Source organism: Pseudomonas sp. (genome assembly GCF_049300855.1).
In the GTDB taxonomy this organism is placed as follows: Bacteria; Pseudomonadota; Gammaproteobacteria; order Pseudomonadales; family Pseudomonadaceae; genus Aquipseudomonas.
In genome coordinates this window covers 120244-145657 of the sequence record NZ_JBAQKH010000030.1, presented here as the reverse complement: position 1 = coordinate 145657, position 25414 = coordinate 120244, and the positions used below count along the sequence as shown (strand labels likewise).

The window sequence follows — 25414 nt, the reverse complement described above, 5'->3', positions numbered from 1 at the left end:
CATGTGTGGAATTGTCGGCGCAGTCGCTGAACGCAACATCACCGCCATCCTGCTCGAAGGCCTCAAGCGCCTCGAATACCGCGGCTATGACAGCGCCGGTGTCGCGGTTTTCACCAACGACGAAACCCTTGAGCGCATGCGTCGCCCGGGCAAGGTCAGCGAACTCGAAGCAGCGCTGGCCGAACATCCGCTGGTTGGTCGTCTGGGTATCGCCCACACCCGCTGGGCCACCCACGGCGCACCGTGCGAACGCAATGCGCACCCGCATTTCTCCGGCGACATCGCGGTGGTGCACAACGGCATCATCGAAAACCACGAAGCCCTGCGTGAACAGCTGAAAGCGCTGGGTTATGTGTTTACTTCGGATACCGATACCGAAGTCATCGCTCACCTGCTCAGCCATAAACTCAAGGATCAGCCTGATCTGAGTGTTGCGCTTAAAGCAACGGTCAAGGAACTGCACGGTGCTTACGGTCTGGCCGTGATCAATGCCAAGCAGCCGGATCGTCTGGTCGCCGCGCGCAGTGGCAGCCCGTTGGTGATCGGTCTGGGTCTGGGCGAGAACTTCCTTGCCTCTGACCAGTTGGCCCTGCGTCAGGTCACCGACCGCTTCATGTACCTGGAAGAAGGCGATATCGCCGAAATTCGCCGCGACAACGTGCAGATCTGGGACGTTAACGGCAACGCCGTCGAGCGCCAGACCGTGCAGTACACCGACGGTGCCGAAGCCGCCGACAAAGGTGAATATCGCCACTACATGCTCAAGGAAATCCACGAGCAACCGGCGGTTGTGCAGCGCACCCTCGAAGGTCGCCTGAGCAACGATCAAGTGCTGGTGCAAGCGTTCGGCCCACAAGCGGCCGAGCTGTTCGCCAAAGTCCGTAACGTACAGATCGTCGCCTGTGGCACCAGTTATCACGCCGGCATGGTCGCCCGTTACTGGCTGGAAGAACTGGCCGGGATCCCGTGCCAGGTCGAAGTCGCCAGCGAATTCCGCTACCGCAAAGTGGTGGTGCAGCCGGACACCTTGTTCGTGACCATCTCGCAGTCTGGCGAAACCGCCGACACCCTCGCGGCCCTGCGCAACGCCAAAGAGCTGGGCTTCCTCGCCAGCCTGGCGATCTGCAACGTCGGCATCAGCTCACTGGTGCGCGAGTCCGATCTGACCCTGCTGACCCAGGCCGGTCGGGAAATCGGCGTTGCTTCAACCAAAGCCTTCACCACGCAACTGGTCGGTCTGTTGTTGCTGACCCTGTCGCTGGGTCAAGTGCGCGGCACCTTGGCCGAGGGCGTTGAAGCCCGTCTGGTCGAAGAACTGCGTCGCCTGCCAACCCGTCTGGGCGAAGCGCTGGCGATGGACAGCACCGTGGAAAAAATCGCCGAACTGTTCGCCGAGAAGAACCACACCCTGTTCCTCGGCCGGGGTGCGCAATTCCCGGTGGCGATGGAAGGCGCCCTGAAGCTCAAGGAAATCTCCTACATCCACGCCGAAGCCTACCCGGCCGGCGAACTGAAACACGGCCCGCTGGCACTTGTGGATAACGACATGCCAGTGGTCACCGTGGCGCCGAACAACGAACTGCTGGAAAAGCTCAAATCCAACCTGCAGGAAGTCCGCGCCCGTGGCGGCGAACTGATCGTGTTCGCCGACGAAAAAGCCGGGATGACCAACGGCGAAGGCACCCACGTGGTGCAGATGCCGCACATCCACGACATCCTCTCGCCGATCCTCTACACGGTTCCGCTGCAGTTGCTGTCGTACTACGTTGCGGTGCTCAAGGGCACGGACGTGGATCAGCCGCGTAACCTGGCGAAGTCGGTGACGGTGGAGTAATTGGTCCTACGCAGGGGCGAGAATTCTCTTGCTCCTGCGTTGCTTTTTAGGCTCCACACTCTCGCTATTTATCTTCAAAAAATCCGCAAATAAATCCGCGTACTACTCGAACTTCTGACTATTCCTACATCACCTATAGCTAGGTAAAACGGGGGTTGTGGCGTACTCTGAAATCCGCGAAAAAATCCGCGAATCTAGGAGGTCGAATGAGCGCTGAAGCTATCTTGGGAAATCATTGGCTGGAGCCGTTGGTTCCGACATTTCCCAGTGAAATTCTGCAATTGGCAGAGCAAGTGCCATTTCAGGCAGGCAAACTCAGCGCAATAGTTGCTCCGCAAATGGTTCGGAGAGTGGGTGGATTGCTGCGGGTCACCAGCAGCTTTTACAGCAATCTGATTGAGGGCCAGTTTACTGAGCCGGTAACGCTTGCGCCGACTGCCCCGAGACGTAATCCCAAAGAGCTGACTGAGTTGGCGGTGACGCATATTGGTACACAGCAAGCTTTTGAACGAGCGCTGTCACTGCACAACAAACTGCCTTGGGAGGCAATGTTCAGCAGCGTTTTTGTTTCCCGGGTACATAAGCGCCTGTTTCAGGGGGCCAGCAGTGACCAATTGCATTTGAGCGACGCAAGTCGATTGGTGCCTGGCCAGCTTCGAGATGTAGCGGCCCAGGAAGTTCTCGTCGGCAATCATGCCGCGCCCTCCAGTCAATCCGTAACACCGATGCTCAATCGTATGCAGCAGGTCTACGGCCGTTTGCCCGATGCACGGAGCCGCTTGCTCGCGGTCATGGCTTATCATCATCGATTGGCTTGGGTGCATCCTTTCGTTGATGGAAACGGTCGCACCGGCAGGCTGATCACCCACCTGCAACTGCAGAAACTGGGACTTGTATCGCCCTTGTGGTCGTTATCTCGAGGACTTGCTCGCCAGCAGGATACTTATTACGCGCGTTTGGCCAATGCGGACAAATCGCGTCGCGGTGATCTGGATGGGCGTGGCCAACTCACCCAAGCCGGGTTGTTCGAATTTGTCGGTTTCATGCTGGAGACCTGTCTGGATCAGATGCGCTATACCGAACACGCGCTTAACGTCTCCAACATGCGTGAAAGACTTCATACAATTTTTGCTTGGGATGAGCGCGTTAAAAGGGCAGGACTCAAGCCTGAGTCCGCCCGGGCGTTGCATATTCTGCTGACCCAAGGCGTGTTAAGTCGGGCGGACTTCAAGATATTCACCGGACTGTCTGACCGAGTCGCGACTGATCAACTTAGAAGCCTGGTTCAGTTAGGGCTTGTGGAAAGTGCCACGCCTAAAGCCCGAGATCTTTATCCAGGTTTGCCCGTGTGGTTTGCGCAACTTCTATTTCCGGACTTGCATCAACGAATGATGGCTGCAAGCTAAGGAGTTGATGGATGGACCGCTTCCAGGAAATGCACATCTTCACCACCGTCGCCCAGGAGCAAGGCTTCTCTGCTGCCGCGCGGCGTCTGGGGTTGTCGGCCGCCAGCGTCACGCGCGCGGTGGCGGCGCTGGAGTTGCGCATTGGCACGCAGTTGCTGATTCGTACTACGCGCAGCGTGCATTTGAGCGAAGCGGGGCAGCGGTATCTGGAAGATTGTCGGCGGATTCTCGCCGAGGTGCAGGAAGCCGAGGATTCGGCTGCGGGCAGTCATGCCGAGCCGCGTGGGCAACTGACGGTGACGGCGCCGGTGTTGTTCGGCGAGTTGTTTGTCACGCCGGTGATGGCGGGTTATCTCGCGCAGTACCCGGACGTGTGCATCAATGCATTGTTGGTCGACCGCGTAGTGAGTGTTGTCGAGGAAGGCATTGATGTCGCGGTGCGTATCGGTGATCTGCCGGACAGCAATCAGCATGCGATTCGCGTGGGTGAGGTGCGGCGGGTGATTTGCGCTTCGCCCGCTTACCTGAACAAGCACGGTCGGCCCGACCATCCACGGGCGTTGGCCGGGGCGCCGGTGGTGGCGACTTCATCGATCGGGCAGCAGCGCAGTTGGCCGTTTCTCGAACACGGCGAGCCGTTGAGCGTGCGCCCGGAACCGCGTCTGGTGGTGACGGCGAATCAGGCGGCCATCGCTGCTGCCTGTCTGGGATTGGGGTTCACTCGGGTGTTGTCCTATCAGGTCGCCAGCAAGGTCGCCACCGGCGAGCTGGAAATCGTCCTCGCCGAATTCGAGCTGCCGCCATTACCGATCCACGTGGTGTATCAGGGGGGGCGCAAGGCCCCGGCGCGGATCCGCAGCTTTGTTGATTTCACGGTAAAGGCGTTACGTGAGCACCCGGCGCTTAAAAATGCTGCGTTATTGCATGAGCTGAAATAATCGATTGCAGTTGCTGGTGATTCTGTTCTTTTCACGGCAGGGGGAAGATGGCCTCCATCGGCCCGCTCATCCCCGCAGCGGCGCCCCTGTTCAGCGGAGTCGACCATGCAAGCGATCAAACTCTACAACTTCCCACGTTCCGGCCACGCCCACCGTGTCGAGCTGATGCTGTCCCTGCTGCAACTGCCGACCGAGCTGATCTTCGTCGATCTGGCCAAGGGCGAGCACAAGCAACCGGCGTACCTGGCGATCAACAGTTTTGGCCAGGTGCCAGCCATCGATGACAATGGCGTGGTGCTTGCCGACTCCAACGCGATTCTGGTTTATCTGGCGCAGAAATACGGCCACGGTCGCTGGTTGCCAACCGATCCAGTGGGTGCGGCACGGGTGCAGCGCTGGTTGTCGGCCGCCGCTGGACCGATTGCTTTCGGCCCCGCTGCCGCCCGTTTGGTCACCGTATTCGGCGCGCAACTGAATGCTGAAGAAGCGATTACCCGTGCGCACAACCTGCTCAAGGTGATGGACGCCGAGTTGGGTAAAACGCCGTTTCTGGCCGGCGCCGAACCGAGCATTGCCGACGTTTCTGCCTACAGCTATATCGCCCACGCTCCGGAGGGCAACGTGTCGCTCGACGATTACGGCAACGTTCGCGCCTGGCTGGCACGGGTTGAAGCCCTGCCCGGTTTCGTCGGCATGCCGCGCACGGTCGCCGGTCTGCAAACCACTGCCTGATTTTCGCAATCCACACTGTGCCGACGGTGCAGGGGAGAGGTCGTGATGGAACGTTCACCGTGGCACGCAGGCGAGCAACAGTTGCAAGCGAAAGTCGGGGTTGCCGAACGCATGGAGGCGTTCGGGCGTAAGGTGATTCGCACGTGGATGCCGGATCAGCACCGTGAGTTCTATCAGCAACTGCCCTTCATGCTGTACGGCGCAGTCGATGCGCAGGGGCGGCCGTGGGCCAGTGTGCTCGAGGGCGCCCCGGGGTTTGCCCACTCGCCCGATCCCGAACATTTGCATTTCGCCAGCCAACCCGCCACGGATGACCCGGCGCAACTGCGCAGCGGTGAGCCGATCGGTTTGCTCGGCATCGAGTTGCACACCCGGCGGCGCAATCGCCTCAACGGCCATGTCGGTAATCTGTCGGCTGAGGGGTTCGACGTCAGTGTCGACCAGGCTTTCGGTAACTGCCCGCAGTACATTCAACTGCGCCAGTTTCAGCGTGTGCCACTGACGGATCCGCAGACTCGCCCGGCTGAGCATCTTGGTGGTCTCGACGATGCGGCCATCGCGTTGATCGAGGGCGCCGACACATTCTTCGTCGCCAGTTACGTCGATGTCGATGGCCAGCGTGCTGTGGATGTTTCTCATCGCGGTGGTCAACCCGGTTTCGTACGCGTTGAAGGGAATCGTCTGACCATCCCGGATTTTGCCGGCAACCTGCACTTCAACACGCTCGGCAATCTGCTGCTCAACCCCAAGGCGGGCTTGCTGTTCATCGACTTTTCCACAGGTGATTTGCTGCAACTCAGCGGGCGCACCGAGATTCTTCTCGATGATCCGCAGATCGAGGCCTTTCAAGGTGCCGAGCGGCTGTGGACATTTGAGGTGGAGAAACTGGTGCGACGCCCGGCCGCTTTGGCGCTGCGCTGGCGCTTCGACGGCATGTCGCCGACCAGCCTGTTGACCGGCAACTGGGCCGAAGCGGATGCGCGTTTGCAGGCGCAGGCGCTGGGCAATCAATGGCGGCCGCTGCGGGTGGCGAAGATCGAAGCCGAGAGTCAGCACATTCGCTCGATCTATCTGGAGCCCGCCGATGGTGCCGGTTTGCCGGTGTTTCTTGCCGGTCAGCATCTGCCGCTGCGGTTCACTCTCGACGGTGAGGTGCACATTCGCACCTACAGCCTTTCGAGTGCGCCGTCGGATGGTTTTTACCGCATCAGCGTCAAGCGCGAAGGCCTGATTTCATCGCATCTGCATGAACAGATCCGCGTCGGCGATGTGCTGGAGGCGCGGGCACCGCAGGGACATTTCACCGTAGCGCCGCTGGAACGCCGGCCTTTGGTGTTGTTGGCGGCGGGCGTCGGTATCACGCCGTTGCTGTCGATGCTGCGCGAAGTGGTCTACCAAGGCCTGCGGACGCGGGGTATTCGGCCGACGTTGTTATTGCAGAGTTCGCGCAGCCTGGCGGATCAGCCGTTTCGCAAGGAACTGGATCGCTTGCTTGAGAGTGCTGGCGATTCAGTGCGCGTGTTGCGTTTACTCAGCCAGCCGGAAGCCGGACTGCACGAAGGTGAGGATTTCGATCTGTCGGGGCGTATCGACGCGCAAGTGCTGAGAAACCTGCTGGATGCCGAGGATTTCGAGCAGCTCGACTTTGTGCTCTGCGGCCCCGGAGGGTTTACCCAGGGGTTGTACGACACTTTGCGTGAACTGGATGTGCGCGACGCGCAGATTCACGCGGAAACCTTTGGTCCGTCGACGCTGAAGCGTCAGTCCGATCCGGACGCGATCGTCATCGAACAACCGCCCGCAGCAACCATGTCGGTGCCGGTAGTGTTCGAGCGGTCGGCGAAAGAGGCGCGCTGGCAGCCCGATGGCGGCAGTTTGCTGGAACTGGCGGAAAGCCGCGGATTACGTCCGGAATTCAGTTGCCGGGGTGGATCGTGCGGCACCTGCAAGACTCGGCTGGTCAGTGGTGCGGTGAATTATCCACAGGTGCCGGCGGATATTCCGGAAGCGGGGCATGTGCTGATTTGCTGCGCGGTTCCGGCGCAAAGCACGCAGCCTTTAGTGCTGGATCTGTAATTTCGAAACCACCACAAAGGCCCTGTGCTAGATGTGTTTGTGCCGGAGTTCAGGCGTAGGACAGCGATTTCTCTTCCAGCAATTCCTGATACAGCTCTGTCCACTTGCGCCCCATTTCATCGGCTGTGAATAGCTGTCGGTAACGCGCTTCGGCCTTCACACCCATGGCGGCGGCGCGCACTGGGTCTTCCCAGAGTGTGCGCATCGCCTCGCGAAACGCCTGCGGATGACTGGGCGGTACCACCAACCCGGTTTCGTTGTGGATATTGATGTAGCTGGTACCGGTGCCGATCTCGCTGGAAATCATCGGCTTGCCGTACATCGCACCTTCCAGCAAAGAAATGCCGAAAGCTTCCGAGCGCAGGTGCGAAGGGAAGACAATGGCGTAGCTCAGTTGCAGCAGTGCGACCTTGTCCTCGTCACCCAGGCGCCCGAGGAAATGAATGTTGCGCAGACCCAGCGCCTGCGCCTGAGCGTGCAGTTCCAGCTCCAGTGGCCCGGCACCGACGATGACCACGGGATAGTCCACGTCTTTCAGGGCCTCCAGCAAAATGTGCAGACCTTTGTAGTAACGCATCACGCCGACAAACAGGAAAAACTTATCCCCAAGCTGCTGGCGCCAGCGATTCATCCGCTCGGCATCGAGCTGTGGATAACCGGCCTTGTTCAAACCGTAGGGAATCACCCGGGTCTTGTCCTGGAATTGCTGCAACACATCGCTGGTGTGCAGGTAGTTCGGCGAAGCGGCAACAATGCGGTCGGCATTGGCGAGGAAGCGGTTCATCAGGGGACGGTAGAGTTTGAGCAGGTGCTTCTGGCGGATGATGTCCGAGTGGTAAGTCACCACGCTCGGTTTATTCATCGCACTGGCGAAATGCACCAGGTCCATGAACGGCCAGGGGAAGTGATAGTTGACCACATCGGCTTCGGCCGCCATCTCGCGAAACTGTTTGAACACGCTCCAGGAAAAACCGGTGGAGGCGAATTGAATATCGAGTTTGGCCCGGTGCACTTCGTGCTGACCCAACTTCACCACGGGCGGTGTCGGGTCAGCACTGAGCGTCAGCACCTGGCCATCGATACCGTGTTGAGCGCCGCTCTCGCACAGTTGGAAGATCACTTGCTCAATGCCGCCGACCGAGTCAGGCAGGTACGTCTTGAAAAAATGAAGAACTCGCATTCAACCTCCCATGGCCTGGCGGTAGGCACTGGCCGTGGCCTGTGCACAACGCTCCCAGGAAAAAAGCCGTGACTGCTGTAACCCGGCTTCTTGGCATGCCTGCCAATGCGCTTGATCGTCGATGAGTCGGCTCAGCGCATCACGCAGGCCTTGCGCATCGTCAGCTTGAATATAGTTGCCCGCAGCGCCTGCGACTTCCGGCATTGCCGAAGAACGCGTGAGCACCACCGGTGTGCCGCTGGCCATGGCCTCCAGTACCGGCAGGCCAAAACCTTCATACAGCGAGGGGAAAATCAGCGCCCGGGCGCCGGCCAGCAATTGCGCCACCTGTTCATCGGGCAAATAGCCGAGCAGGCACACATGGCCGCTGGCCAGCGCCTGACGCAGCGGTTCGCTGAACTGCTCGCGTTCCCACCCGGCCATGCCGACAATCAGCAGCGGAAAGCGTTGACGTACTGGGTCCGGCAACAGGGCATGGGCGCGTAGGGCGAGGCCAAGGTTCTTGCGCGGCTCCAGCGTGCCCACGCATAGAAAATACTCCCGCGCCTGCACCGCATGCGTCTTTAGCACTGGATCAATGGCGCATGCGTCGCGCGGATGAAAGCGCTCGGCGACCCCCAGTGGTGCCACCACAAAACGCTCGGCAGGCAGGCCGAAATACGCTTGGGCTTCATCGGCAATCGCTTGCGAGTCGGTAAGAATCACGCGCGCCTGTTGAACGCCTGCGGCCAATCGGCGCTCGATTTCCTTGAGCCGCGCGGCGGGCTGCGTGTCGGGAAAATGCAGGTGAGTCAGGTCGTGCAGAGTGATCACCGTCGGGCCATCGAAGGCCAACGGCCACAGGCTCGGCTCGTGATAGAGGTCGATGCCTTGCGCGCGGCCCTGATCGAAGCGTTTCTGCTCCAGCCAGCGGCGCGCCTGATAGGCTCCGGGTATCTGCCGCAGTAGTGGCGTAAGACGCGAATAGCCGGGCATGGCCGCTTGCGGCAGTGCCGAACTCCAGCCCCAGCCGTGGAACAACGTCACGTCCACGTCGGGTTCACTGCGCAGGGCGTTGACCAGTTCGGCGACATATTGGCCGATGCCGGTGCGCGGTGCCTGGAGAATGCGTGCGTTAAGCGCTATGCGCATGCTGCCTCGCTGGCGCCGCCGGCGCTTGCAGGACGTTACGCACGCTGCGCTCGGCCAATTGCTGACTGGCTTCGCGCCAGCCGATCCACTGCCAATCGGCGACATCGCGAGCGGCGGGGAATTGGCCGCTACGCTGGAAGACGTTGATCAAGTCGGCAAGGCTTTGCGGATCCTGCAGATCAAAGTACGCCATGAACTCGCCACCGATTTCGCGGAACACCGCAATATCACTGCCCATCGCCGGCAAGCCTCGCTGCATGGCTTCCACCAAGGGCAAACCAAACCCTTCGACGAACGAGGGAAACACCAGCGCACTGGCGTGGGCGTAGGCGTGTTCAAGGCTGGTGTCACTGAGGTCGTTGAACATGGACAGACGCTGGTTCAGCTCGGGATGATTGCGCACCCGGGCGAGGAGGGCGTCGCATTTCCAGCCGACCCGCCCGGCGATGCACAGCCGCGCGGTTGAGCCAGCGGCCCAGGCGCGTTCGAAGGCATCGAGCAAATACGCGTGGTTCTTGCGTGGCTCGATGGTGCTGACCATCAGGTACACCGGGTCTGTTGTCGTGAACAATTGCTTCAGGCGCGGCTCGACCGTGGCCTGGTTGTTGTGCAGATCCAGTTCGGAACCCAGATGGAAGAAATCGAACCAGCTCTGGTCGGTGTGTTCTGCACCGATTCTGCGCTGCAATTCTTCGCGCAGCTGATCGCGCACCGTGGCAGAAATGGCCATGTAGCCATCAGCCGTGCGAGTGATCCAGTCAAACCACTCGCTGAACACCTCGACCAGACGCGTGTCGTAAAACTGCGGATGAGTCAGTGGGATGAGGTCGTAGATCACCGCGATCATGCCGACACCGTCGCGTTTGAGCCGTTCGACGTGGGCGAAAAAATCCGAGTGCCAGGAAGAGTCCAGCAGCACCAGTTGATCACCCGGCTGATGTTGCAGGGGTGAACACCGTTTGAGCAATTGCTTGCGGTTGATCCGTCGGATCAGGCGGATCGGCAGGCCGAACGCGCCGAAGATCGTCAGCCGGTAGCCGACATACAAAATCCGTCGCGCCAGTTTCGAGGTGAGTTGCGCATCACGCCGCTGATGCCACTGCCAGAAGCGATGAGCGAGGCGCTCCAGGCGTCCGCCGAAGGTTTCCAGTTTGTTGAAAAAAGGCGTATCGAACGATGCCAGTTGCAGCACGCGATAGAGTTCGCCATTGAGCAGCACCACAGGCATGCATTCGATGCCTGCGGCGCTGGCAGGCAGTTGCTTGATGACGTTGCGCACCACGCGCTGAATTCCCGAGTTGACCGTCGGGTGTTTGAACACATGGGTGCATTCCACCAGCAAGCGGGTCATGGCGCACGTTCCACGTGCCGGGCTTCGGTGTCGCGAGTGATGGTGGTTTTAGCGCCGAGCCATGAGCAGCCGACGAAATCTTCCTGACGGTTGTTGATCACGTGGAACACCAGCCCGTAGTCGCGCCATTCGAAATTGCGATCGAGGTGCGAGTCCAGACGCGACAGGCTCAGCGACACCGAATAGTTGCCTTTGCCCAAACCCATGATGAACGAGAAACGGTAGGTGAAGCGTTCGCCGGCGTGCAGGTCGGTCAACGCCTTGTCGAGGCGATGGGTATTGATGCCGTACATCATCTGGCCCAGACGATCCTTGAGGATAAAACCCAGCACCAGCCGTTCGATGTCCTTGCGCACTTCGACCCGTACTTCGAGCACCACTGGCTGGCCGACTTCGGTGGCATCGATGCTGCGATCGTTTTCATCGAGCAGTCGCACACCGAGAATCGCCGCTTCGCCGGTGCCGGACACGGTTTGCACTTCGCCACCGGCGAGCATTTCCTGACGGACGATCTGGCCTTCGCGTTCGGCCATCAGCGCGTTGTAGTAGTCGAGTACCGGTTCCGGTTTGCCGTACATGGCCATGCGGCCGTCCTGGAGCAGGATTGCCGAATCGCAGATCGATTGAATGGCCGAACGGTCGTGGGACACGATCAGCAGCGTGGTGCCGGACTTGCGGAAGCTGCGGATGCGTTCGAAGCTTTTGTGCTGGAAGTAGGCATCACCCACCGAGAGCGCTTCATCGACAATGAGAATGTCCGGGCGCCGGGCTGTGGCGACGCTGAATGCCAAGCGCATCTGCATACCGCTGGAATAGGTGCGCACCGGGTGGTCGATGGCATCGCCGATCTCGGCGAAATGCTCGATGTCGGGCATCAGTGCTTCGATTTCTTCGAGCTGCATGCCCAGCAACTGACCGGCCATGATTGCGTTCTGGCGACCGGTGAAGTCCGGGTGGAAACCCATGCCCAGTTCCAGCAATGCAGCCACGCGACCTTGCAGTTCGATCTTGCCGCTGGTGGGTTGGGTGGTGCCGGTGATCATCTTCAGCAAGGTGCTTTTGCCGGCACCGTTGGCGCCGACGATGCCCACGGCTTCACCGGGGGCGATTTCGAACTCGACGTCTTGCAGCACCCAGTGCTGGCGATGGCGGATCGGCGAAAACGGGATCAGCCACTCAGCCAGTCGGCTCCAGCGGTTGGGGTATTGCTTGTAGGCCTTGCTCAGGCCGGTGACGCGAATATGCCCCATCAGAGTTCATCCACCATTTCGCCGACGCGCTGGCGAAACAGCCGCAGGCCGATCAGACAAAACAGCACGCCCGTGACGAAGATCGGCAGCAGCGAGCTCCAGACCGGCCACTGACCGTAGAGGAACAGGTTCTGATAACTGCTGAACAGGTTGGTCAGCGGGTTGAGTTGCAGCAGGCGCTGCACCCATTCCGGCAGGATCGTGATCGGGTAAACGATCGGCGTCAGCCAGAACCAGAATTGCAGGCAGATACCGAAGAGCTGGCCGACATCGCGGAAGAACACGTTCAATACGCCGAGCACCATGCCCAGTCCGGCGCAGAACATCATTTGCAGGGCGATCAATGGAATCAGCGCCAGCAACGCCATACCCGGCCAGCGTCCGGTGATCAGTAGAAAGCCGAGAAACAGGCTGATGATGATCGCGAAGTTGATCCCGGCGTTGCACAGCACTATCACCGGCAGACAGATGCGCGGGAAGCTGATTTTCTTTAGCAGGTTGGCGTTTTCCAGAAACATGTTCTGGCTGCGCAGGGTAATTTCGGAAAACAGTCCCCACGCCAGCAGCCCGGCGCAGAGGTAGACGCTGTAGGCCATGCTGTCATCCACCCCGGGTAAACGGGCGCGCATGATGTGGGAAAAGATCACGGTGTAAACGACGATCATCGACAGCGGATTGAAGATCGGCCATAGGGCGCCGAACAACGAATTGCGATACCGCGCTTGAAACTCTCGCTGCACGCTGCCGAGGATGAAACCCCGGTAGCCATGCAACGAGCGGTACAGGGAAAGCAGCATTTAAACCGTCCTGCCGTATTGGTCTTCGAAGCGCACAATGTCGTCCTCGCCCAGGTATTCACCGCTTTGCACTTCGATGATCACCAGATCGATCACGCCGGGGTTTTCCAGGCGATGCTTGTGGCCGGCGGCGATGAAAGTCGATTCGTTCTTGGCCACCAGCGTCGTACCACTGCCATTGTTGGTGACCTTGGCCATGCCTTCGACCACCACCCAGTGTTCGTTGCGGTGATGGTGCATTTGCAGCGATAACTTGCCGCCAGGCTTGACCACGATGCGCTTGATCTTGAAGCGCGGGCCTTCTTCAAGAACCGTGTAAGTACCCCACGGGCGGCTGACGGTGCGATGCAGCCGATAGGCTTCGTGGGATTTGTCCTTGAGCTGCTTGGCCACCCGGCGTACGTCCTGCGCACGGTCGGCATGGGCCACCAGCACGGCATCGGCAGTGTCGACCACGATCAGGTTATCCACACCCACCGTCGCCACCAGGCGGCCTTCGCTCTGCACGAAGTTGTTGTGGCTGTCGATGAAGATCGCTTCACCGCTGGCGCGGTTGTTGTCGGCGTCGGCCGGGACCAGCGCCGCAACGGCACCCCACGAACCAATGTCGCTCCAGTCGAATCCGGCCGGCACTACGACGACTTTTTCCGAGCGTTCCATCAGTGCGTAGTCGATGGAAATGTCGGTGATTTCAGCGAACAGCGCCGGCGACAGTTCTTGCTGCAGGCAACCGACGGTTTCGATCGGCGCGCTGGCGGCCATGCAGGCGCGGGTCTGTTCCAGCAGTTCAGGCGCATGCAATTGCAGCTCGGCAATCACGGTGGCGGTGGTGAAACAGAACATCCCCGAATTCCACAGGAAGTTGCCGCTTTCCAGATAATGCGTGGCGGTTTGCAGGTCGGGTTTCTCGACGAAACGCTGCACTTTCGCCGCGCCTTTGGCGTCCAGCGGCGCGCCGGTTTCGATGTAGCCGAAACCGGTTTCCGCTGCGGTCGGGATCACGCCGAAGGTCACCAGGTAACCGTCTTTGGCGAGATTGACCGCGTGCTCGACCGCCGTTTTCAGCGCGTCCTGATTGACGATCAAGTGGTCGGCGGGCATCACCACCATGATCGCGTCGTCCCCGTGCAACGCTTGCAGCGACAACGCGGCTGCGGCGATGGCGGGCGCGGTGTTGCGCCCCGTCGGCTCGAGCAGAAAGTGCCCGCGATGGCGCGAGACGTGGGCGGCGCAATAGTGATCCTTGCTCTGGAAGTAGTACTCGCGGTTGGTCACCGTGACAATGTCGCCCCAGCCGTCGAGCAGTGCTGCCGCACGCTGGTAGGTCTTGCCGAGCAGCGACTGGCCGTCGGGCAGAACCATGAACGGCTTGGGATGGCCCTCGCGGGACACCGGCCACAAACGGGTGCCGGCACCGCCGGACAGAATCACGGGAATCAGCATGGCCTACTCCTTGGCGACGCGTTTCATGTCCGCATCCATCATCATGCGGATCAAGGTATCCAGGCCGGTTTTCGGCTTCCAGCCCAGCACGCGCTGAGCCTTGGCCGGATTGCCGAGCAGCACTTCAACTTCGGCCGGGCGGAAAAACGCCGGGTCGATCTTCACGTAATCGCGGTAGTTGAGGCCGACGTGATCGAAGGCGATGCGGCACATTTCGCGCACCGTGGTGGTGACGCCGGTGGCGACCACAAAATCGTCAGGCTTGTCCTGTTGCAGCATCAGCCACATGGCTTCGACGTAGTCGCCGGCAAACCCCCAATCGCGTTTGGCGTCGATGTTGCCCAGCGCCAGCTCCTGCTGTTTGCCTTGCTTGATACGGGCGGCGGCGTCGGTGACCTTGCGGGTCACGAACTCGATGCCGCGCAGCGGTGATTCATGGTTGAAGAGGATGCCGCTGCTGGCGTGCAGGTTGAAACTTTCGCGGTAGTTGACGGTTATCCAGTGACCGTACAGTTTGGCCACGCCATAAGGGCTGCGCGGATAGAACGGTGTGTTTTCGTCCTGTTGCTCAGCCTGGATCAGGCCGAACATTTCGCTGGTCGAGGCCTGATAGAACCGGGTGTGCGGGCTGAACTGACGGATCGCTTCAAGCAAGTGCGTCACGCCCAGACCATCGACGATGCCGGTGGTCACCGGTTGATCCCACGAGGCGGCGACAAAACTTTGCGCGGCGAGGTTATAGACTTCGTCCGGCGCTGACTTGATGACCGCGCGCTGTACCGAGCAGGCATCGGCCATGTCGCCGTCGAGATAAACGATGTCGGCTTCGACACCCATCTCGCGCAGACGCCAGCGCGAATCGCTGCTGCGCCGTGCAACCAGGCCATGAACCTTGTAGCCCTTGTCGAGCAACAGTTTCGCCAGATAAGCGCCGTCCTGGCCGGTGATCCCTGTGATCAGTGCACTTTTAGTCATTCTTGTTTTACTCGCTTCTCCCAGTCGGACAGGATCGCCCGCAGGGATTGTTGTGTAGTGATTTCAGGCATCCATCCTGTGGTTTTGGTCAGCCTGGCATGGCTGCCGCAAACGCGACGCTGATCGGCGCGTCGCATACGCGCCGGATCCTGAACCAGTTGCATGTTTACTTCGGCCAGATCGGCCAGTTGTTCAATCAGACTGCGGATGCTCTGCTCCCGCCCCGAGCAGATGTTGTAAACCTGTCCTGCCTGGCCTTTTTCCAGCAACGCGAAATACGCCGAAACCACGTCGCCAACATCGAGAAAATCGCGGCTGACGTCAATATCCCCAACCTCAAGTTGTGGCGCTTGCAGGCTCTGCTTGATGCGAATGATCTGCCGCGCCGCGCTGGCGATGACAAAACTGTCTTTCTGTCCGTTGCCGATGTGGTTAAACGGCCGCGCGACCAGCACCGGCCAGCCCTCGCTCAAACCCCATTGCAGGCTGAGAAACTCGGCCGATAGTTTGCTCACCGCGTACGGGTTGCGCGGGCAGGGGGCTTGTTGTTCGGTGATCGGCAGATCGTTCTCGCTGACCTGACCGTAAACGTCGCCAGAGCTGACGTATAGAAAGGTGCCCTGAAAGCCGCGAGCCTTGAGGGCCTGCAACAGATTGAGGGTGCCGAGCAGATTGATGTCGAAGGTGCGGGCCGGGTCGCGGAAGGCTTCGGGGACGAATGTCTGGCCAGCCAGATGAATGACCGCATCAGGCATTTGCGGCCACTGGTCGACAAGGCTGTCGGGATCCGTCAGGTCAAAACGTGAAGCTGCAGGCAGCAGTTCCCACGCAGCGTCAGGCGAGGCCAAACGTGACTGAATATGTTGTCCTACGAATCCGCTGAGACCCGTGACGAACAGACGCTTTTTCAAACAGCGACCCCTTGGTCTTGGTTTTCGCAGCACTTCCTACAGGCTTAGAGAAGGGTCTGTCAGATCGGTGGAAAAAACCGCTAAGACGACAGGCGAAAACGTTGTTGTAGTTATTTGCTGTCAATCTGTGCCAATTGCCGAGCAATTTCAACTGGCCATACCGTGACTGGTCAGTTCTCGTCAGCGTAGCGGATTTATTCTCGCCGGGCGGTTCACGAATCCTCAACGGATGTGTTTAGAATGCCCCTCGTCGCCAAATCCCGGGGTTTGATTCGGGAACCGCGACGCAGGGTGAAACCGACCACTAAAACAAGAACGAAGACGTGTTTGATGACGAAGGACGAGTGCCGGCCCTGCCGACCCGATCCGACGCTCGGCCGTCATAGCATGAAGGTGCCGGGATGGCAGCTTCATCGTGGGATGCCATGAATTTCATTCTTTACTCGGACGTCAACGACAGCTCCATCAGCCAGAGCCTCGGACGTCCCGAATACAGTTATTACTTCGTGCTCAAGGCCTATCGTCCGGTGCTGGAAAGCCTTGGGCGCGTGCACGTGGTCGCGTCTCCCGCCGATGTCGACACGCTCTATCGACAGCTGCTTGCCGCCGGTGAAGACAGCCTGTTTCTGTCGTTCACCCCGCCGCAGAAAACCCCGGTCGACCTCGAATGCCCGACGATTTGCGTGGTGGCTTGGGAGTTCGACTCGATACCCGATGAGCAGTGGGACAACGACCCGCGTCAGGACTGGACGCAGATGCTTGCCCGCCAGGGCCGCGTTATTACGCTGTCGAGCCATACCGCCCGGGCGATTCGTCGCGCCATGGGTGAAGACTTTCCGGTGCTGGTGTTGCCGACGCCGCTGTGGGAAAACTTCGCCACGATTCGTCAGCAGATGCTGAATACACCGGTTAATCCGGGCAGTTCGCTGGCGATCAAGGGCTGCATTTTCGACACGCGCACGCTCGGCCTCTGCGCCGATGCGCTGATTCCGGTGCCGATCACTCCTGAAGAAGAGGCCGCGCTGGCCGCCGCCATCGAAGCCGCGCGCCCGCCACCGCTGACCCTCAAACGCCGCTTTGTCATCGCCCGACATTACCTGCGGCTGTGGGCACTGAATCTCGGTCACGAGCAGGCCGAACCGGTGCCGCGAGTGAAGTTTCTCTACAACTGGTACTGGGAAGGCATTCGCGATCTGGTGCCGGACACGCTGCACGGCTGGCTCGAACAGCGACTGCCGGCGGTGTGCGGCGCATTGCCGATACCTGTTATTGAACCGCTGCCGCTGGATTTGCCGGACACCACTTCTGTGGTCGAGACCACAGTCGACGGCGTGGTGTACGTCAGCGTGTTCAACCCCAAGGATGGCCGCAAGAACTGGCATCAACTGATCACCGCATTCTGCTGGGCGTTTCGCGAAACGTCCGACGCCACGCTGGTGCTGAAGATTACCCAGAACGATCTGGCGTCCTATTACAGCGAGTTGATGACCTTGCTCGCGCAGCTCACGCCGTTCGCCTGTCGGGTGGTGGTGATGCACGGTTACCTCGACGATGCGCAGTACGCCAGGCTCTATCAGGCCGCGAGTTTCTATGTGAACGCCTCGCGCTGCGAAGGCCTGTGCCTGCCGTTGATGGAGTTCATGTCCAGCGGCAAACCGGTGATCGCCCCCGATCACACGGCGATGGAAGATTACATCGATGAGTCGGTGGCGTTCGTGGTCAAGTCCAGCGAAGAGCTGACGATCTGGCCGCAGGACACGCGCATCATCTACCGCACGTTGCGTTATCGCCCGGATTGGGGCTCGCTGAAAACCGCTTACGAAACCAGCTATCGGATGGCCAAGACCCAGCCGCAGGATTATCAGCGGATGTCGGCGGTCGCCGTCGCGCGCATGCACGACTACTGCGCGTTCGCGCCGGTGCAAAAACGCATGGCGGACTTTTTCACGCTGGCACCCAAGGCTGCCGATGCCACGCCCGTGACGGATAACGCCTCATGCTGATCATCATTCATTCGGAAACCAACCAGCACACCATTGCGCAGAACCTTGGGCGTTCGGAGTACAGCTACTACTTTGTGCTCAAGGAATATCGGCCGGTGCTCGAACGAATCGGGCGAGTGGTGGAAGTGCTCGATCCCCAAGCCGAAGTCGATGCGCTGTACCGGGAATGCCTGAGCCGGGGCGAGCCGTGCGTGTTTCTGTCGTTCTCGCCGCCGCATCGCACCCCGGTGCAGTTGGCGTGTCCGACGTTGCCGGTGTTTGCGTGGGAGTTCAGCACCATCCCCAACGAGCCGTTTGCCGGTGAACCGCGCAACGACTGGCGCTCCGTGCTGGCGGCTTGTGGCGCAGCGATCACCCATTCCAGTTACACGGTCAACGCCGTGCGCGAGGCGATGACCGAGGATTACCCGATCGTCGCGGTACCGGCGCCGGTGTGGGATCGCTTTGCCGCACGCGGCGCGCAGTTGCAGGGTCAAACTTCGACTGAACCGCTGCACCTGACCATCAAAGGCCTGGTGGCGGACAGTCGAACCCTCGATCTGAATGCATTTGGCCCGGCGCATTTGCGCAGTGGCGAAGGCATCGATTTTACTGCGCCGGTCACCGAACATGAGCTGCTGCTCGATGGCGTGGTGTACACCTCGGTGTTCAATCCCGGTGACGGGCGCAAGAACTGGGAAGACATGCTCAGCGCTTTTTGCGTGACTTTTCGCGACGTCGAAGATGCCACGCTGGTGCTCAAACTGACTCATCACGACGCTGAAGAAGCGCTCGGCGATATCCTGCACCACTTGTACAAAAACCAGTCCTATCGCTGCCGCATCGTATTGATTTACGGCTACCTCGCCGACCCGGATTACGAGCGGCTGGTGCAGGCCACCCGTTACGTGGTCAACACCTCGTATGGTGAAGGCCAGTGCTTGCCGCTGATGGAGTTCATGTCCTGCGGCAAACCGGCGGTGGCGCCGCGCACCACGGCGATGATCGATTACCTGAACGCCGATAATGCGTTCCTGATCAAGTCCACCGACGAGCTCACCGCCTGGCCGCACGATCCTCGTCGAGCCTTCCGCACGTTGCGCTACGTGACCAACTGGGCGTCGTTGTGCGAGGCCTATAAAGCCAGTTACGACGTGGCGAAAAACCAGCCGGCGCGTTATGCACAGATGTCGGCGCAAGCGGTCAGCAGCCTGCAAGGCTTCTGCAGTCAGGCCGTGGCCGAGCAACGGTTGCAAGTGTTCCTTGCGCAGTTGTTCGAGCAGCGCGCTGTAGCCATGGAAGCCCCTGAAGCATGACCAGTAAACGGATCATGGACATTGAAGTCCTGCGCGCGATTGCCGTGCTGGGCGTGTTGTTCCATCACTTGCAGGGCAGCCTGTTCACCGATCCGGTGCCGTTGCTGGAGAAGATTCATGGCTGGGCGCAGCCGTGGTGGGGCGTAGATCTGTTTTTCGCGATCTCCGGGTTTGTCATCGCCCGCAGCCTGATCCCGATGCTGCAAGACTGTACGACGCGCCAGGAATATTGGCAGGAGACGCGCAATTTCTGGCTGCGCCGGGCGTTTCGCTTATTGCCTTCGGCGTGGTTATGGCTGGCGCTGATGTTGCTGGCCTGCGTGTTTCTCAATCGCTCCGGGGCGTTCGGCACGCTAGCCGCCAACCTGCAAGCGACGCTGGCCGGGGTGTTGCAGTATGCCAATTTCCGCTTTGCCGACAGTTTCTTTCATTACGAATACGGCAGCAGTTTTGTTTACTGGAGCCTGGCGCTGGAGGAGCAGTTTTATCTGCTGTTCCCGCTGCTGATTCTGCTGTTTCGCCGACATCTGGTCTGGGCCTTGCTGGCGCTGGTCGCGGTGCAGATTCTGACGGTGCGCACGCCGTTGCTGATGGTGGTGCGCACCGATGCGCTGGCCCTCGGTGTGCTGTTGGCGATGTGGAGCGTGCAGCCGAGTTATCAACGCTGGCAGCCGACGTTCTTGCGTCGACCGTGGGGCGGTATTTCAGCGTTGATCGCTATCGGTTTGCTGTTGAACTTTATGGCCACCGACCGTTTCACCTTTGCCAGTTACCGCATCGGTTCGATTGCCGTGCTCAGCGCCGTGCTGGTGTGGATCGCCTCATACAACCGCGATTACTTGATGCCGGCCGGGGCTGTGCAGCGCTTGCTGGCGTGGATCGGCGGTCGGTCCTACGGGATTTATCTGATCCACATTCCGGCTTATCAACTGGTGCGTGAACTGATTTTCCGTCTTCAGAATGCCGGTTTGCCTAGCCCCGCCGCGCACCCGATCGTCACGCTGTTGCTGGCGTTCGGCCTGATCGTGCTGCTCAGCGAACTGAATTACCGCTTTATCGAAATGCCGATGCGCAACCGTGGCGCTGCGCTGGTCAAACGCCTCGGCTCGTCCCGAACCGCCGTCCCATCCTCTGGAGCCACCTCATGCTGAGCCTTTTGAAGAAACTCACGGCGGGCACGCCTGCACCGGCCCCCGCGCAGCCTGTCGCGGTGACCGTGGAAAAGACCGATCCGTACATGCTCGGCCTGCACGATGCGATGCTCAGTGGCTGGTTCAATCAGGAAACCGGCGAGTTGTTCAAAGGCTTCCCGGTGACTGCCGATGACACCCTGCTCGACGTCGGCTGCGGCGATGGCGGCAACGTGCATTTTTGCGGCATGCGCGGAGCGAAGATCATCATTGCCGACATTGATGGCGCCAAGGTTGAGGCCACCCGTCAACGTCTGGGTGATACCCCGGCGCGCGAAATCGAATGCCACGTCACTGACTGCAACCCACTGCCGATCGCCGACGCCACCGCAACACGGGTGGTTTCCACCGAAGTCATCGAGCATGTCGACGACCCGGCGCAGTTTCTCGCTGAACTGGTACGGGTCGGCAAGCCGGGCGCCCTGTACCTGCTGAGCGTGCCGCACCCGAGTTCCGAAGACCTGCAAAAAGACATCGCCGCGCCCGAGTACTTCCAGAAGCCCAACCACATTCGCATCATCAGCGAAGAGCAGTTCAAGGCGATGGTCAGTGAGGCCGGGCTGGAGATCATCAGCCATAGTCAGTACGGGTTTTATTGGTCGATGTGGATGCTGTTGTTCTGGGAAGCCAAGGTCGAGTTCAGCGACCCTGACCATCCGCTGCTTAATCGCTGGGCCGATACCTGGCAGGCAGTGCTCGATTCGCCGCGCGGCGCGCAGATCAAAAAAGCCCTGGATGCGGTAGTCGCGAAAAGTCAGGTGATCATCGCCCGCAAACCCTGATCGCCTGCCACAAGGTTTTGTGTAACCTTGCAGCTTTGTGGTTTCAGGGGCTTGTAAGGTATGCGGTTGCTCGTCGGTCTGTTTGCGTTGATGGTGCTTTCTGCTTGCAGGCAGCAGGACGCGCCACCGCTGGATCAACAACTCTATATCTGGCAACGCCAATGGACGCCGGCCCATGCGGCGGCGTTGCGTGACAGTCGTCCTGACTTCTCGACACTGCGCGTGCTGGCGTTGCAGGCCTTTCCTGATGCCGGATGGAGCAGGGCGCGGATCGATGCGCAACTGCTGAAAGCCGATGGCCGTCCGTTGATTGCAGTAATTCGTCTCGACGGGCAACTCAAGTCGCTGGATCAGCAGCAAGTGACTGCACAGATTCTGCAGGTGTTGGCCGATTGGCAGGCGCAAGGTCTGACGCTGAGCGGCGTCGAGATCGATCACGACGCGGGTAATGCGCGCTTGCCGGACTACGCGCAATTCCTCAACCACTTGCGCTCGGCATTGCCGAGCGCGCTACCGCTGAGCATCACGGCGCTGCCAGCCTGGCTCAATAGCGCGCAATTGCCTGAGCTCCTGCAAAGCGTCGACAGCAGCGTGCTGCAAGTGCACGCCGTCAGCGATCCACGTCGAGGACTGTTTGATTCTGAGCAGGCGTTGATGTGGGCCAAGGCCTGGGCACGGATCACCGACAAGCCGTTCTATCTGGCGCTGCCGGCTTATGGCGTGGCGCTGTTGCCGGATGACGGCGGGGCACCGGTGGTGGAAAGCGAAGTGCAACTTGAGCGCGCTGGCAAGCGTCAGGAACTGCTCGCCGATCCACTGCAATTAAGCCAACTCGGCAAGACCTTGCGCGAAGACCCGCCGGCGCATCTGGCCGGGCTGATCTGGTTTCGCTTGCCGCTGGCCAATGATCGCCGCGCCTGGAGCCTGACCACACTGCGTGCCGTCGCCCGTGGCGATCAACTCGACAGTCGGCTCGGCGTGACGTTGAGCGAACACGACGGTCTCTACGACATCAAACTCGACAACCCCGGCAATCTCGACAACGCCTGGCCTGCGCGGATCACCCTCAAGGCGCACAGCTGTGAAGGCGCCGATGCGCTCGCCGGTTACTCGTTGCAACAAAGCCCGGATCTGCTTACCTTCACCCGCCTGCGCGACGGCCGCTTGCCGGCGGGTGGACAACGCGCCATCGGTTGGGCACGTTGCGCACATATTGATCAAGGAGGTTCGCATGTTGACCCGTAACTGGCCTCGCCATCTGCTCTGCCTGAGCCTCTGCTTGCCGCTGGGTTCGGCGCTGGCCTGTGGGCCGGATTTCCCGATGCGCCTGCTCGACAATCGCGGGCAGACGCTGGCGGATCTGCCTGAAGGCAACTTCCACTTCGAACTCAGTCGCCTCGGCAAAACCATCGCCGGGCTGAAGAACGTCACCGCAGCGACCCACAATCCGAACGACGTGTACGGTGAGGACAACGCCGCCGCCGCGTCTCGGGAAATCGCCGAACAGGCCGGCCTGAGCGCCGAACAGCAAGCACTGGTCAAACAACTGCGCGGCCTGACCGATGCACGCCAGGCCGAGGCGCAGGGCGCCAGCCTGCCGGCAGAAATCCGTTTGTACGTGGCCGGCGCGGTGGCGTTTGCCACGGGCGATCATCAACTGGCCGTCGAATATTTCAACAAACTGCTGGCGTTGCCGGCGGATCAGCGTCCGTTGCGCAGTACGTGGGCCGCCTACTCGCTGGGCCGCACCTGGTTCGCCATGAGCAGTGAAAGCGGCGATGCAGTCGATGCGCTGGAGCAATCGCTGGCGGCGTTCCGCCAGGTCCGACAGATGAGCATCGACGGCCTCAGCGATCCGCTGGAGTTGGGCGTTGCCAGCCTCGGTGAAGAGGCGCGGGTGCTGCGCACGGCTGGCAACTGGAGCGGCGCCATCGAGTTGTATGAAGCGCAAAACCTGCACGGCTCGGGCGTGGGTTACACCTCGCTCAAACAATTGATGAATGAACTGGCCGAATTGCCCGAGGCCGAACTGGCTGAGTTGTTCCAGCATAAAGCGGTGCAGCAACTGGTCACGGCATCGCTGGTCAGCCGCGAAGGCTGGTCGTATGGCGATGAACCGCCGAACGAGAAAAAACTCGTCAAGTTGCTGCAAAACAGCACGCGCGGCAGCCTCGAAAACGCTGATCGTCTGGCCGCGATGAGTTATCAACAGGGCGACTATGCCGGCGCCAAGGCCTTCCTCGAAAACGCCGGGGACGGCGGTCTGGCGTGGTGGCTGCGGGCGAAACTGGCGGTACGCGACGGCGACAGGACTGCCGCCGCGCAAGCCTATTCCAAAGCCGCGCAGGCCTTTCCGCAGAATGAGGATTGGGGCTATCGACGCACGCCGGACTGGGCGTTTGAAAGCGTTCAGCCCAAGTGCCGGGTCGAAGGTGAAAGTGCCATTCTGGCGTTGCAGCGTGGTGAATATCTGCAAGCCTTCGTGCAGTTGTATCGCAGCAACAGCACTTATTGGTTTGACGCCGCGACCGTGGCCGAACGGGTGCTGACGGTTGATGAACTGAAACGCTACGTCGATGAAAACGTACCGGCGCCGCCAGCGTTGACCCAGCAGCAGCGCGACAACTACGTGCCGCTGCCCGTCGCCGCCAGCCTGCGCAATCTGCTCGGGCGCCGCTTGTTGCGTGAAGGCCATTACGCCGATGCGGTGGTTTACTTCGACAATCCCGACCTGCAAAACAAGGCTCGCCTCTACGGCGAGCAACGCTTGAAAGCCGATGCCGCTTGGTGGCCGACCAAGCGTGCCAGTGCGCTGTACAACGCGGCGTGGACGGCGCGCGAATGGGGCATGGATATTCTCGGTTACGAGATGGCTCCGGACTACGCCACGTTCGGAGGCAATTACAGCCTGGAAACCACGGAGCTGAAAGTCGGCCCGCTGGTCAGCGACGCCGAAGTGCAACGTCAGGTCGCCAGCGAGGCGAAACCGGATCAGCGCTATCACTACCGTTTCGTTGCCACCGAACTGGCCGGGCGCGCGGCTGACAATCTGCCACACACCAGTCAGGCGTTTGCCGCTGTACTGTGCAACGCCGCCGGCTGGAACAGCAGCCTGGACGATCAGAGCGCGCTGTATCAGCGTTACATCAAAGAAGGCCCGTTCGTACCGTGGGCGGTGGATTTCGGCAATCAGTGCCCGTACCCGGACTTCGGAAACGCCGACAAACGCTACGTGACCCAAGTAACGGATGCCGTGCGCTCATCGCTGCGACCGTACAAGTGGCCGGTGCAGATCGGCGCCATTGTGTTGGTCACGGCGGCCGCGTTGCTGTTGATCTCGCGACGTCAGCGCAAGGTGCGCAAAGGCTAAGCCTGCTGGACGAAGGTCAGGCGCACCGCGAAGCCGATCAACAGGCTGCCGAACAGCCATTGTTGAACCCGTTGCGCCGTTGGGCTGTGTTGCAGCCAGCGGCCCAATGCGGCGCCGGTCAGCGCATAAGCGCTGTCGAACAGCAGGCCGACGCCGACCAATAGCGCACCGAGCACGGCGAATTGGCTCAGTACCGGTGCGCCGTCGGCGACGATGAATTGCGGCAACAGCACCGAGCAGAACAGCAGCGCTTTGGGGTTGAGCAGATTGGTCAGCAAACCGCGCCGGATCGCCTCGCGCCATTGCCCCTGCGTATTGGCAATATAGCCAGCAGTCAGGTTCGGCAGCAGCGTACTGCGCAAGCATTGAACGCCGATCCACAGCAGATACGCCGCGCCCGCCATGCGCACCACCTCAAACGTCCAGGGCGCGGCCTTGAACAGCGCCGCCAAACCCAACGCCGCCAGCGCCACATGACAGCCGCGGGCAATTCCCAGGCCGACCGCCGTGGCCAACGCCGCGCCGCGACCCTGACGGGCGCCGGTTTGCAGGAGCAGGATCATGTCCGGGCCGGGCAGCAGATAAACCACCGCCAATGCCAGGAAAAACAGCCAGAGACTCGCCATGCCACAGCCCTTTCGTTGTCGATTCGGTGAGCCAAGTCTAGAGCCGAAGGGTGGGGCAGGTGCTTGCGTAGTCCGCTTCAAAAGTACGCAGCTTTGGCATAACCTGCTGGTTTTCAGCACCATG

General features: G+C 60.5%; 20 protein-coding genes. 11 read left to right on the top strand and 9 right to left on the bottom strand.

The annotated features are described in order from the left end of the window. Position 1: 1 nt before the first annotated feature. The 5 genes from glmS (at position 2) to WA225_RS18255 (ending at position 6986) form a co-directional block, all read left to right on the top strand. On the top strand, positions 2 to 1834 hold the full coding sequence (gene glmS / locus WA225_RS18275) for a glutamine--fructose-6-phosphate transaminase (isomerizing) (RefSeq protein WP_422609019.1): 1833 nt from the start codon (positions 2 to 4) through the stop codon (positions 1832 to 1834). Between the two features lie 206 nt (positions 1835 to 2040). Continuing rightward, on the top strand, positions 2041 to 3240 hold the full coding sequence (locus tag WA225_RS18270) for a Fic family protein (protein WP_422609018.1): 1200 nt from the start codon (positions 2041 to 2043) through the stop codon (positions 3238 to 3240). Between the two features lie 11 nt (positions 3241 to 3251). After that, positions 3252 to 4178 carry a LysR family transcriptional regulator gene (locus tag WA225_RS18265; protein WP_422609017.1) on the top strand — a complete coding sequence of 309 codons (927 nt, stop codon included), beginning with the start codon at positions 3252 to 3254 and terminating at the stop codon, positions 4176 to 4178. 105 nt (positions 4179 to 4283) lie between these two features. Further along, a complete protein-coding gene (locus tag WA225_RS18260) occupies positions 4284 to 4910 on the top strand; it encodes a glutathione S-transferase family protein (protein WP_422609016.1) in 627 nt (208 codons plus the stop codon). A gap of 45 nt (positions 4911 to 4955) precedes the next feature. Further along, entirely contained in the window at positions 4956 to 6986 is a 2031-nt protein-coding gene (locus tag WA225_RS18255; RefSeq protein ID WP_422609015.1) for a pyridoxamine 5'-phosphate oxidase family protein, read from the top strand. A gap of 49 nt (positions 6987 to 7035) precedes the next feature. Here the strand turns inward: WA225_RS18255 and WA225_RS18250 are convergent, their stop codons facing one another. Genes WA225_RS18250 through WA225_RS18215 form a run of 8 tightly spaced genes read right to left on the bottom strand, consistent with a single transcriptional unit; the run spans position 7036 to position 16024 of the window. Further along, on the bottom strand, positions 7036 to 8166 hold the full coding sequence (locus WA225_RS18250) for a glycosyltransferase family 4 protein (protein WP_422609014.1): 1131 nt from the start codon (positions 8164 to 8166) through the stop codon (positions 7036 to 7038). Beyond that, positions 8167 to 9297 (bottom strand): glycosyltransferase family 4 protein, encoded by a 1131-nt coding sequence (locus WA225_RS18245; RefSeq protein ID WP_422609013.1) that lies wholly within the window; start codon positions 9295 to 9297, stop codon positions 8167 to 8169. Next, positions 9281 to 10648 carry a glycosyltransferase family 4 protein gene (locus tag WA225_RS18240; protein ID WP_422609012.1) on the bottom strand — a complete coding sequence of 456 codons (1368 nt, stop codon included), beginning with the start codon at positions 10646 to 10648 and terminating at the stop codon, positions 9281 to 9283. The genes WA225_RS18245 and WA225_RS18240 overlap by 17 nt, the downstream gene beginning before the upstream one ends. Next, positions 10645 to 11898 carry an ABC transporter ATP-binding protein gene (locus tag WA225_RS18235; RefSeq protein ID WP_422609011.1) on the bottom strand — a complete coding sequence of 418 codons (1254 nt, stop codon included), beginning with the start codon at positions 11896 to 11898 and terminating at the stop codon, positions 10645 to 10647. The genes WA225_RS18240 and WA225_RS18235 overlap by 4 nt, the downstream gene beginning before the upstream one ends. Next, positions 11898 to 12695: an ABC transporter permease gene (locus WA225_RS18230; protein WP_422609010.1), complete on the bottom strand. Its 798-nt coding sequence runs from the start codon at positions 12693 to 12695 to the stop codon at positions 11898 to 11900. The genes WA225_RS18235 and WA225_RS18230 overlap by 1 nt, the downstream gene beginning before the upstream one ends. Then, complete coding sequence (locus WA225_RS18225) at positions 12696 to 14138, bottom strand: mannose-1-phosphate guanylyltransferase/mannose-6-phosphate isomerase (protein ID WP_422609009.1); 1443 nt, start codon at positions 14136 to 14138, stop codon at positions 12696 to 12698. A gap of 3 nt (positions 14139 to 14141) precedes the next feature. Further along, positions 14142 to 15113: a GDP-mannose 4,6-dehydratase gene (gene gmd, locus WA225_RS18220; protein ID WP_422609008.1), complete on the bottom strand. Its 972-nt coding sequence runs from the start codon at positions 15111 to 15113 to the stop codon at positions 14142 to 14144. Further along, entirely contained in the window at positions 15110 to 16024 is a 915-nt protein-coding gene (locus WA225_RS18215) for a GDP-mannose 4,6-dehydratase (RefSeq protein ID WP_422609007.1), read from the bottom strand. Before WA225_RS18215 ends, gmd begins: the two co-directional genes overlap by 4 nt. A gap of 425 nt (positions 16025 to 16449) precedes the next feature. On the opposite strand from WA225_RS18215, the gene WA225_RS18210 reads away from it, so the two are divergent. The 6 genes from WA225_RS18210 to WA225_RS18185 are packed head-to-tail and all read left to right on the top strand — an operon-like array spanning position 16450 to position 24664. Then, positions 16450 to 18027, top strand: coding sequence for a glycosyltransferase (locus tag WA225_RS18210; RefSeq protein WP_422609006.1), 1578 nt, complete (start codon positions 16450 to 16452; stop codon positions 18025 to 18027). Next, a complete protein-coding gene (locus WA225_RS18205) occupies positions 18021 to 19322 on the top strand; it encodes a glycosyltransferase (RefSeq protein WP_422609005.1) in 1302 nt (433 codons plus the stop codon). Before WA225_RS18210 ends, WA225_RS18205 begins: the two co-directional genes overlap by 7 nt. Beyond that, the gene (locus WA225_RS18200) at positions 19319 to 20473 is read left to right on the top strand and encodes an acyltransferase family protein (RefSeq protein WP_422609004.1); all 1155 of its coding nucleotides are present in this window, start codon (positions 19319 to 19321) and stop codon (positions 20471 to 20473) included. The genes WA225_RS18205 and WA225_RS18200 overlap by 4 nt, the downstream gene beginning before the upstream one ends. Next, a complete protein-coding gene (locus WA225_RS18195) occupies positions 20467 to 21294 on the top strand; it encodes a class I SAM-dependent methyltransferase (RefSeq protein ID WP_422609003.1) in 828 nt (275 codons plus the stop codon). Before WA225_RS18200 ends, WA225_RS18195 begins: the two co-directional genes overlap by 7 nt. Positions 21295 to 21354: 60 nt before the next feature. Beyond that, entirely contained in the window at positions 21355 to 22539 is a 1185-nt protein-coding gene (locus WA225_RS18190; protein WP_422609002.1) for a DUF3142 domain-containing protein, read from the top strand. Further along, positions 22526 to 24664, top strand: a complete 2139-nt coding sequence (locus WA225_RS18185; RefSeq protein ID WP_422609001.1) for a hypothetical protein — start codon at positions 22526 to 22528, stop codon at positions 24662 to 24664. Before WA225_RS18190 ends, WA225_RS18185 begins: the two co-directional genes overlap by 14 nt. Here the strand turns inward: WA225_RS18185 and WA225_RS18180 are convergent. Further along, positions 24661 to 25290, bottom strand: a complete 630-nt coding sequence (locus WA225_RS18180) for a LysE family translocator (protein ID WP_422609000.1) — start codon at positions 25288 to 25290, stop codon at positions 24661 to 24663. The two genes, WA225_RS18185 and WA225_RS18180, sit on opposite strands and share 4 nt — an antisense overlap. Positions 25291 to 25414: the final 124 nt, after the last annotated feature.

Excerpts from the sequence above, each read along its gene's own strand:
- WA225_RS18245 (WP_422609013.1), bottom strand. The coding sequence starts at position 9,297 with ATGCGCATAGCGCTTAACGCACGCATTCTCCAGGCACCGCGCACCGGC.
- glmS (WP_422609019.1), top strand. The coding sequence starts at position 2 with ATGTGTGGAATTGTCGGCGCAGTCGCTGAACGCAACATCACCGCCATC.
- WA225_RS18235 (WP_422609011.1), bottom strand. The coding sequence starts at position 11,898 with ATGGGGCATATTCGCGTCACCGGCCTGAGCAAGGCCTACAAGCAATAC.
- WA225_RS18205 (WP_422609005.1), top strand. The coding sequence starts at position 18,021 with ATGCTGATCATCATTCATTCGGAAACCAACCAGCACACCATTGCGCAG.
- gmd (WP_422609008.1), bottom strand. The coding sequence starts at position 15,113 with ATGACTAAAAGTGCACTGATCACAGGGATCACCGGCCAGGACGGCGCT.
- WA225_RS18185 (WP_422609001.1), top strand. The coding sequence starts at position 22,526 with ATGTTGACCCGTAACTGGCCTCGCCATCTGCTCTGCCTGAGCCTCTGC.
- WA225_RS18200 (WP_422609004.1), top strand. The coding sequence starts at position 19,319 with ATGACCAGTAAACGGATCATGGACATTGAAGTCCTGCGCGCGATTGCC.
- WA225_RS18265 (WP_422609017.1), top strand. The coding sequence starts at position 3,252 with ATGGACCGCTTCCAGGAAATGCACATCTTCACCACCGTCGCCCAGGAG.
- WA225_RS18195 (WP_422609003.1), top strand. The coding sequence starts at position 20,467 with ATGCTGAGCCTTTTGAAGAAACTCACGGCGGGCACGCCTGCACCGGCC.
- WA225_RS18250 (WP_422609014.1), bottom strand. The coding sequence starts at position 8,166 with ATGCGAGTTCTTCATTTTTTCAAGACGTACCTGCCTGACTCGGTCGGC.
- WA225_RS18240 (WP_422609012.1), bottom strand. The coding sequence starts at position 10,648 with ATGACCCGCTTGCTGGTGGAATGCACCCATGTGTTCAAACACCCGACG.
- WA225_RS18255 (WP_422609015.1), top strand. The coding sequence starts at position 4,956 with ATGGAACGTTCACCGTGGCACGCAGGCGAGCAACAGTTGCAAGCGAAA.
- WA225_RS18180 (WP_422609000.1), bottom strand. The coding sequence starts at position 25,290 with ATGGCGAGTCTCTGGCTGTTTTTCCTGGCATTGGCGGTGGTTTATCTG.
- WA225_RS18210 (WP_422609006.1), top strand. The coding sequence starts at position 16,450 with ATGAATTTCATTCTTTACTCGGACGTCAACGACAGCTCCATCAGCCAG.
- WA225_RS18270 (WP_422609018.1), top strand. The coding sequence starts at position 2,041 with ATGAGCGCTGAAGCTATCTTGGGAAATCATTGGCTGGAGCCGTTGGTT.
- WA225_RS18260 (WP_422609016.1), top strand. The coding sequence starts at position 4,284 with ATGCAAGCGATCAAACTCTACAACTTCCCACGTTCCGGCCACGCCCAC.
- WA225_RS18230 (WP_422609010.1), bottom strand. The coding sequence starts at position 12,695 with ATGCTGCTTTCCCTGTACCGCTCGTTGCATGGCTACCGGGGTTTCATC.
- WA225_RS18190 (WP_422609002.1), top strand. The coding sequence starts at position 21,355 with ATGCGGTTGCTCGTCGGTCTGTTTGCGTTGATGGTGCTTTCTGCTTGC.
- WA225_RS18225 (WP_422609009.1), bottom strand. The coding sequence starts at position 14,138 with ATGCTGATTCCCGTGATTCTGTCCGGCGGTGCCGGCACCCGTTTGTGG.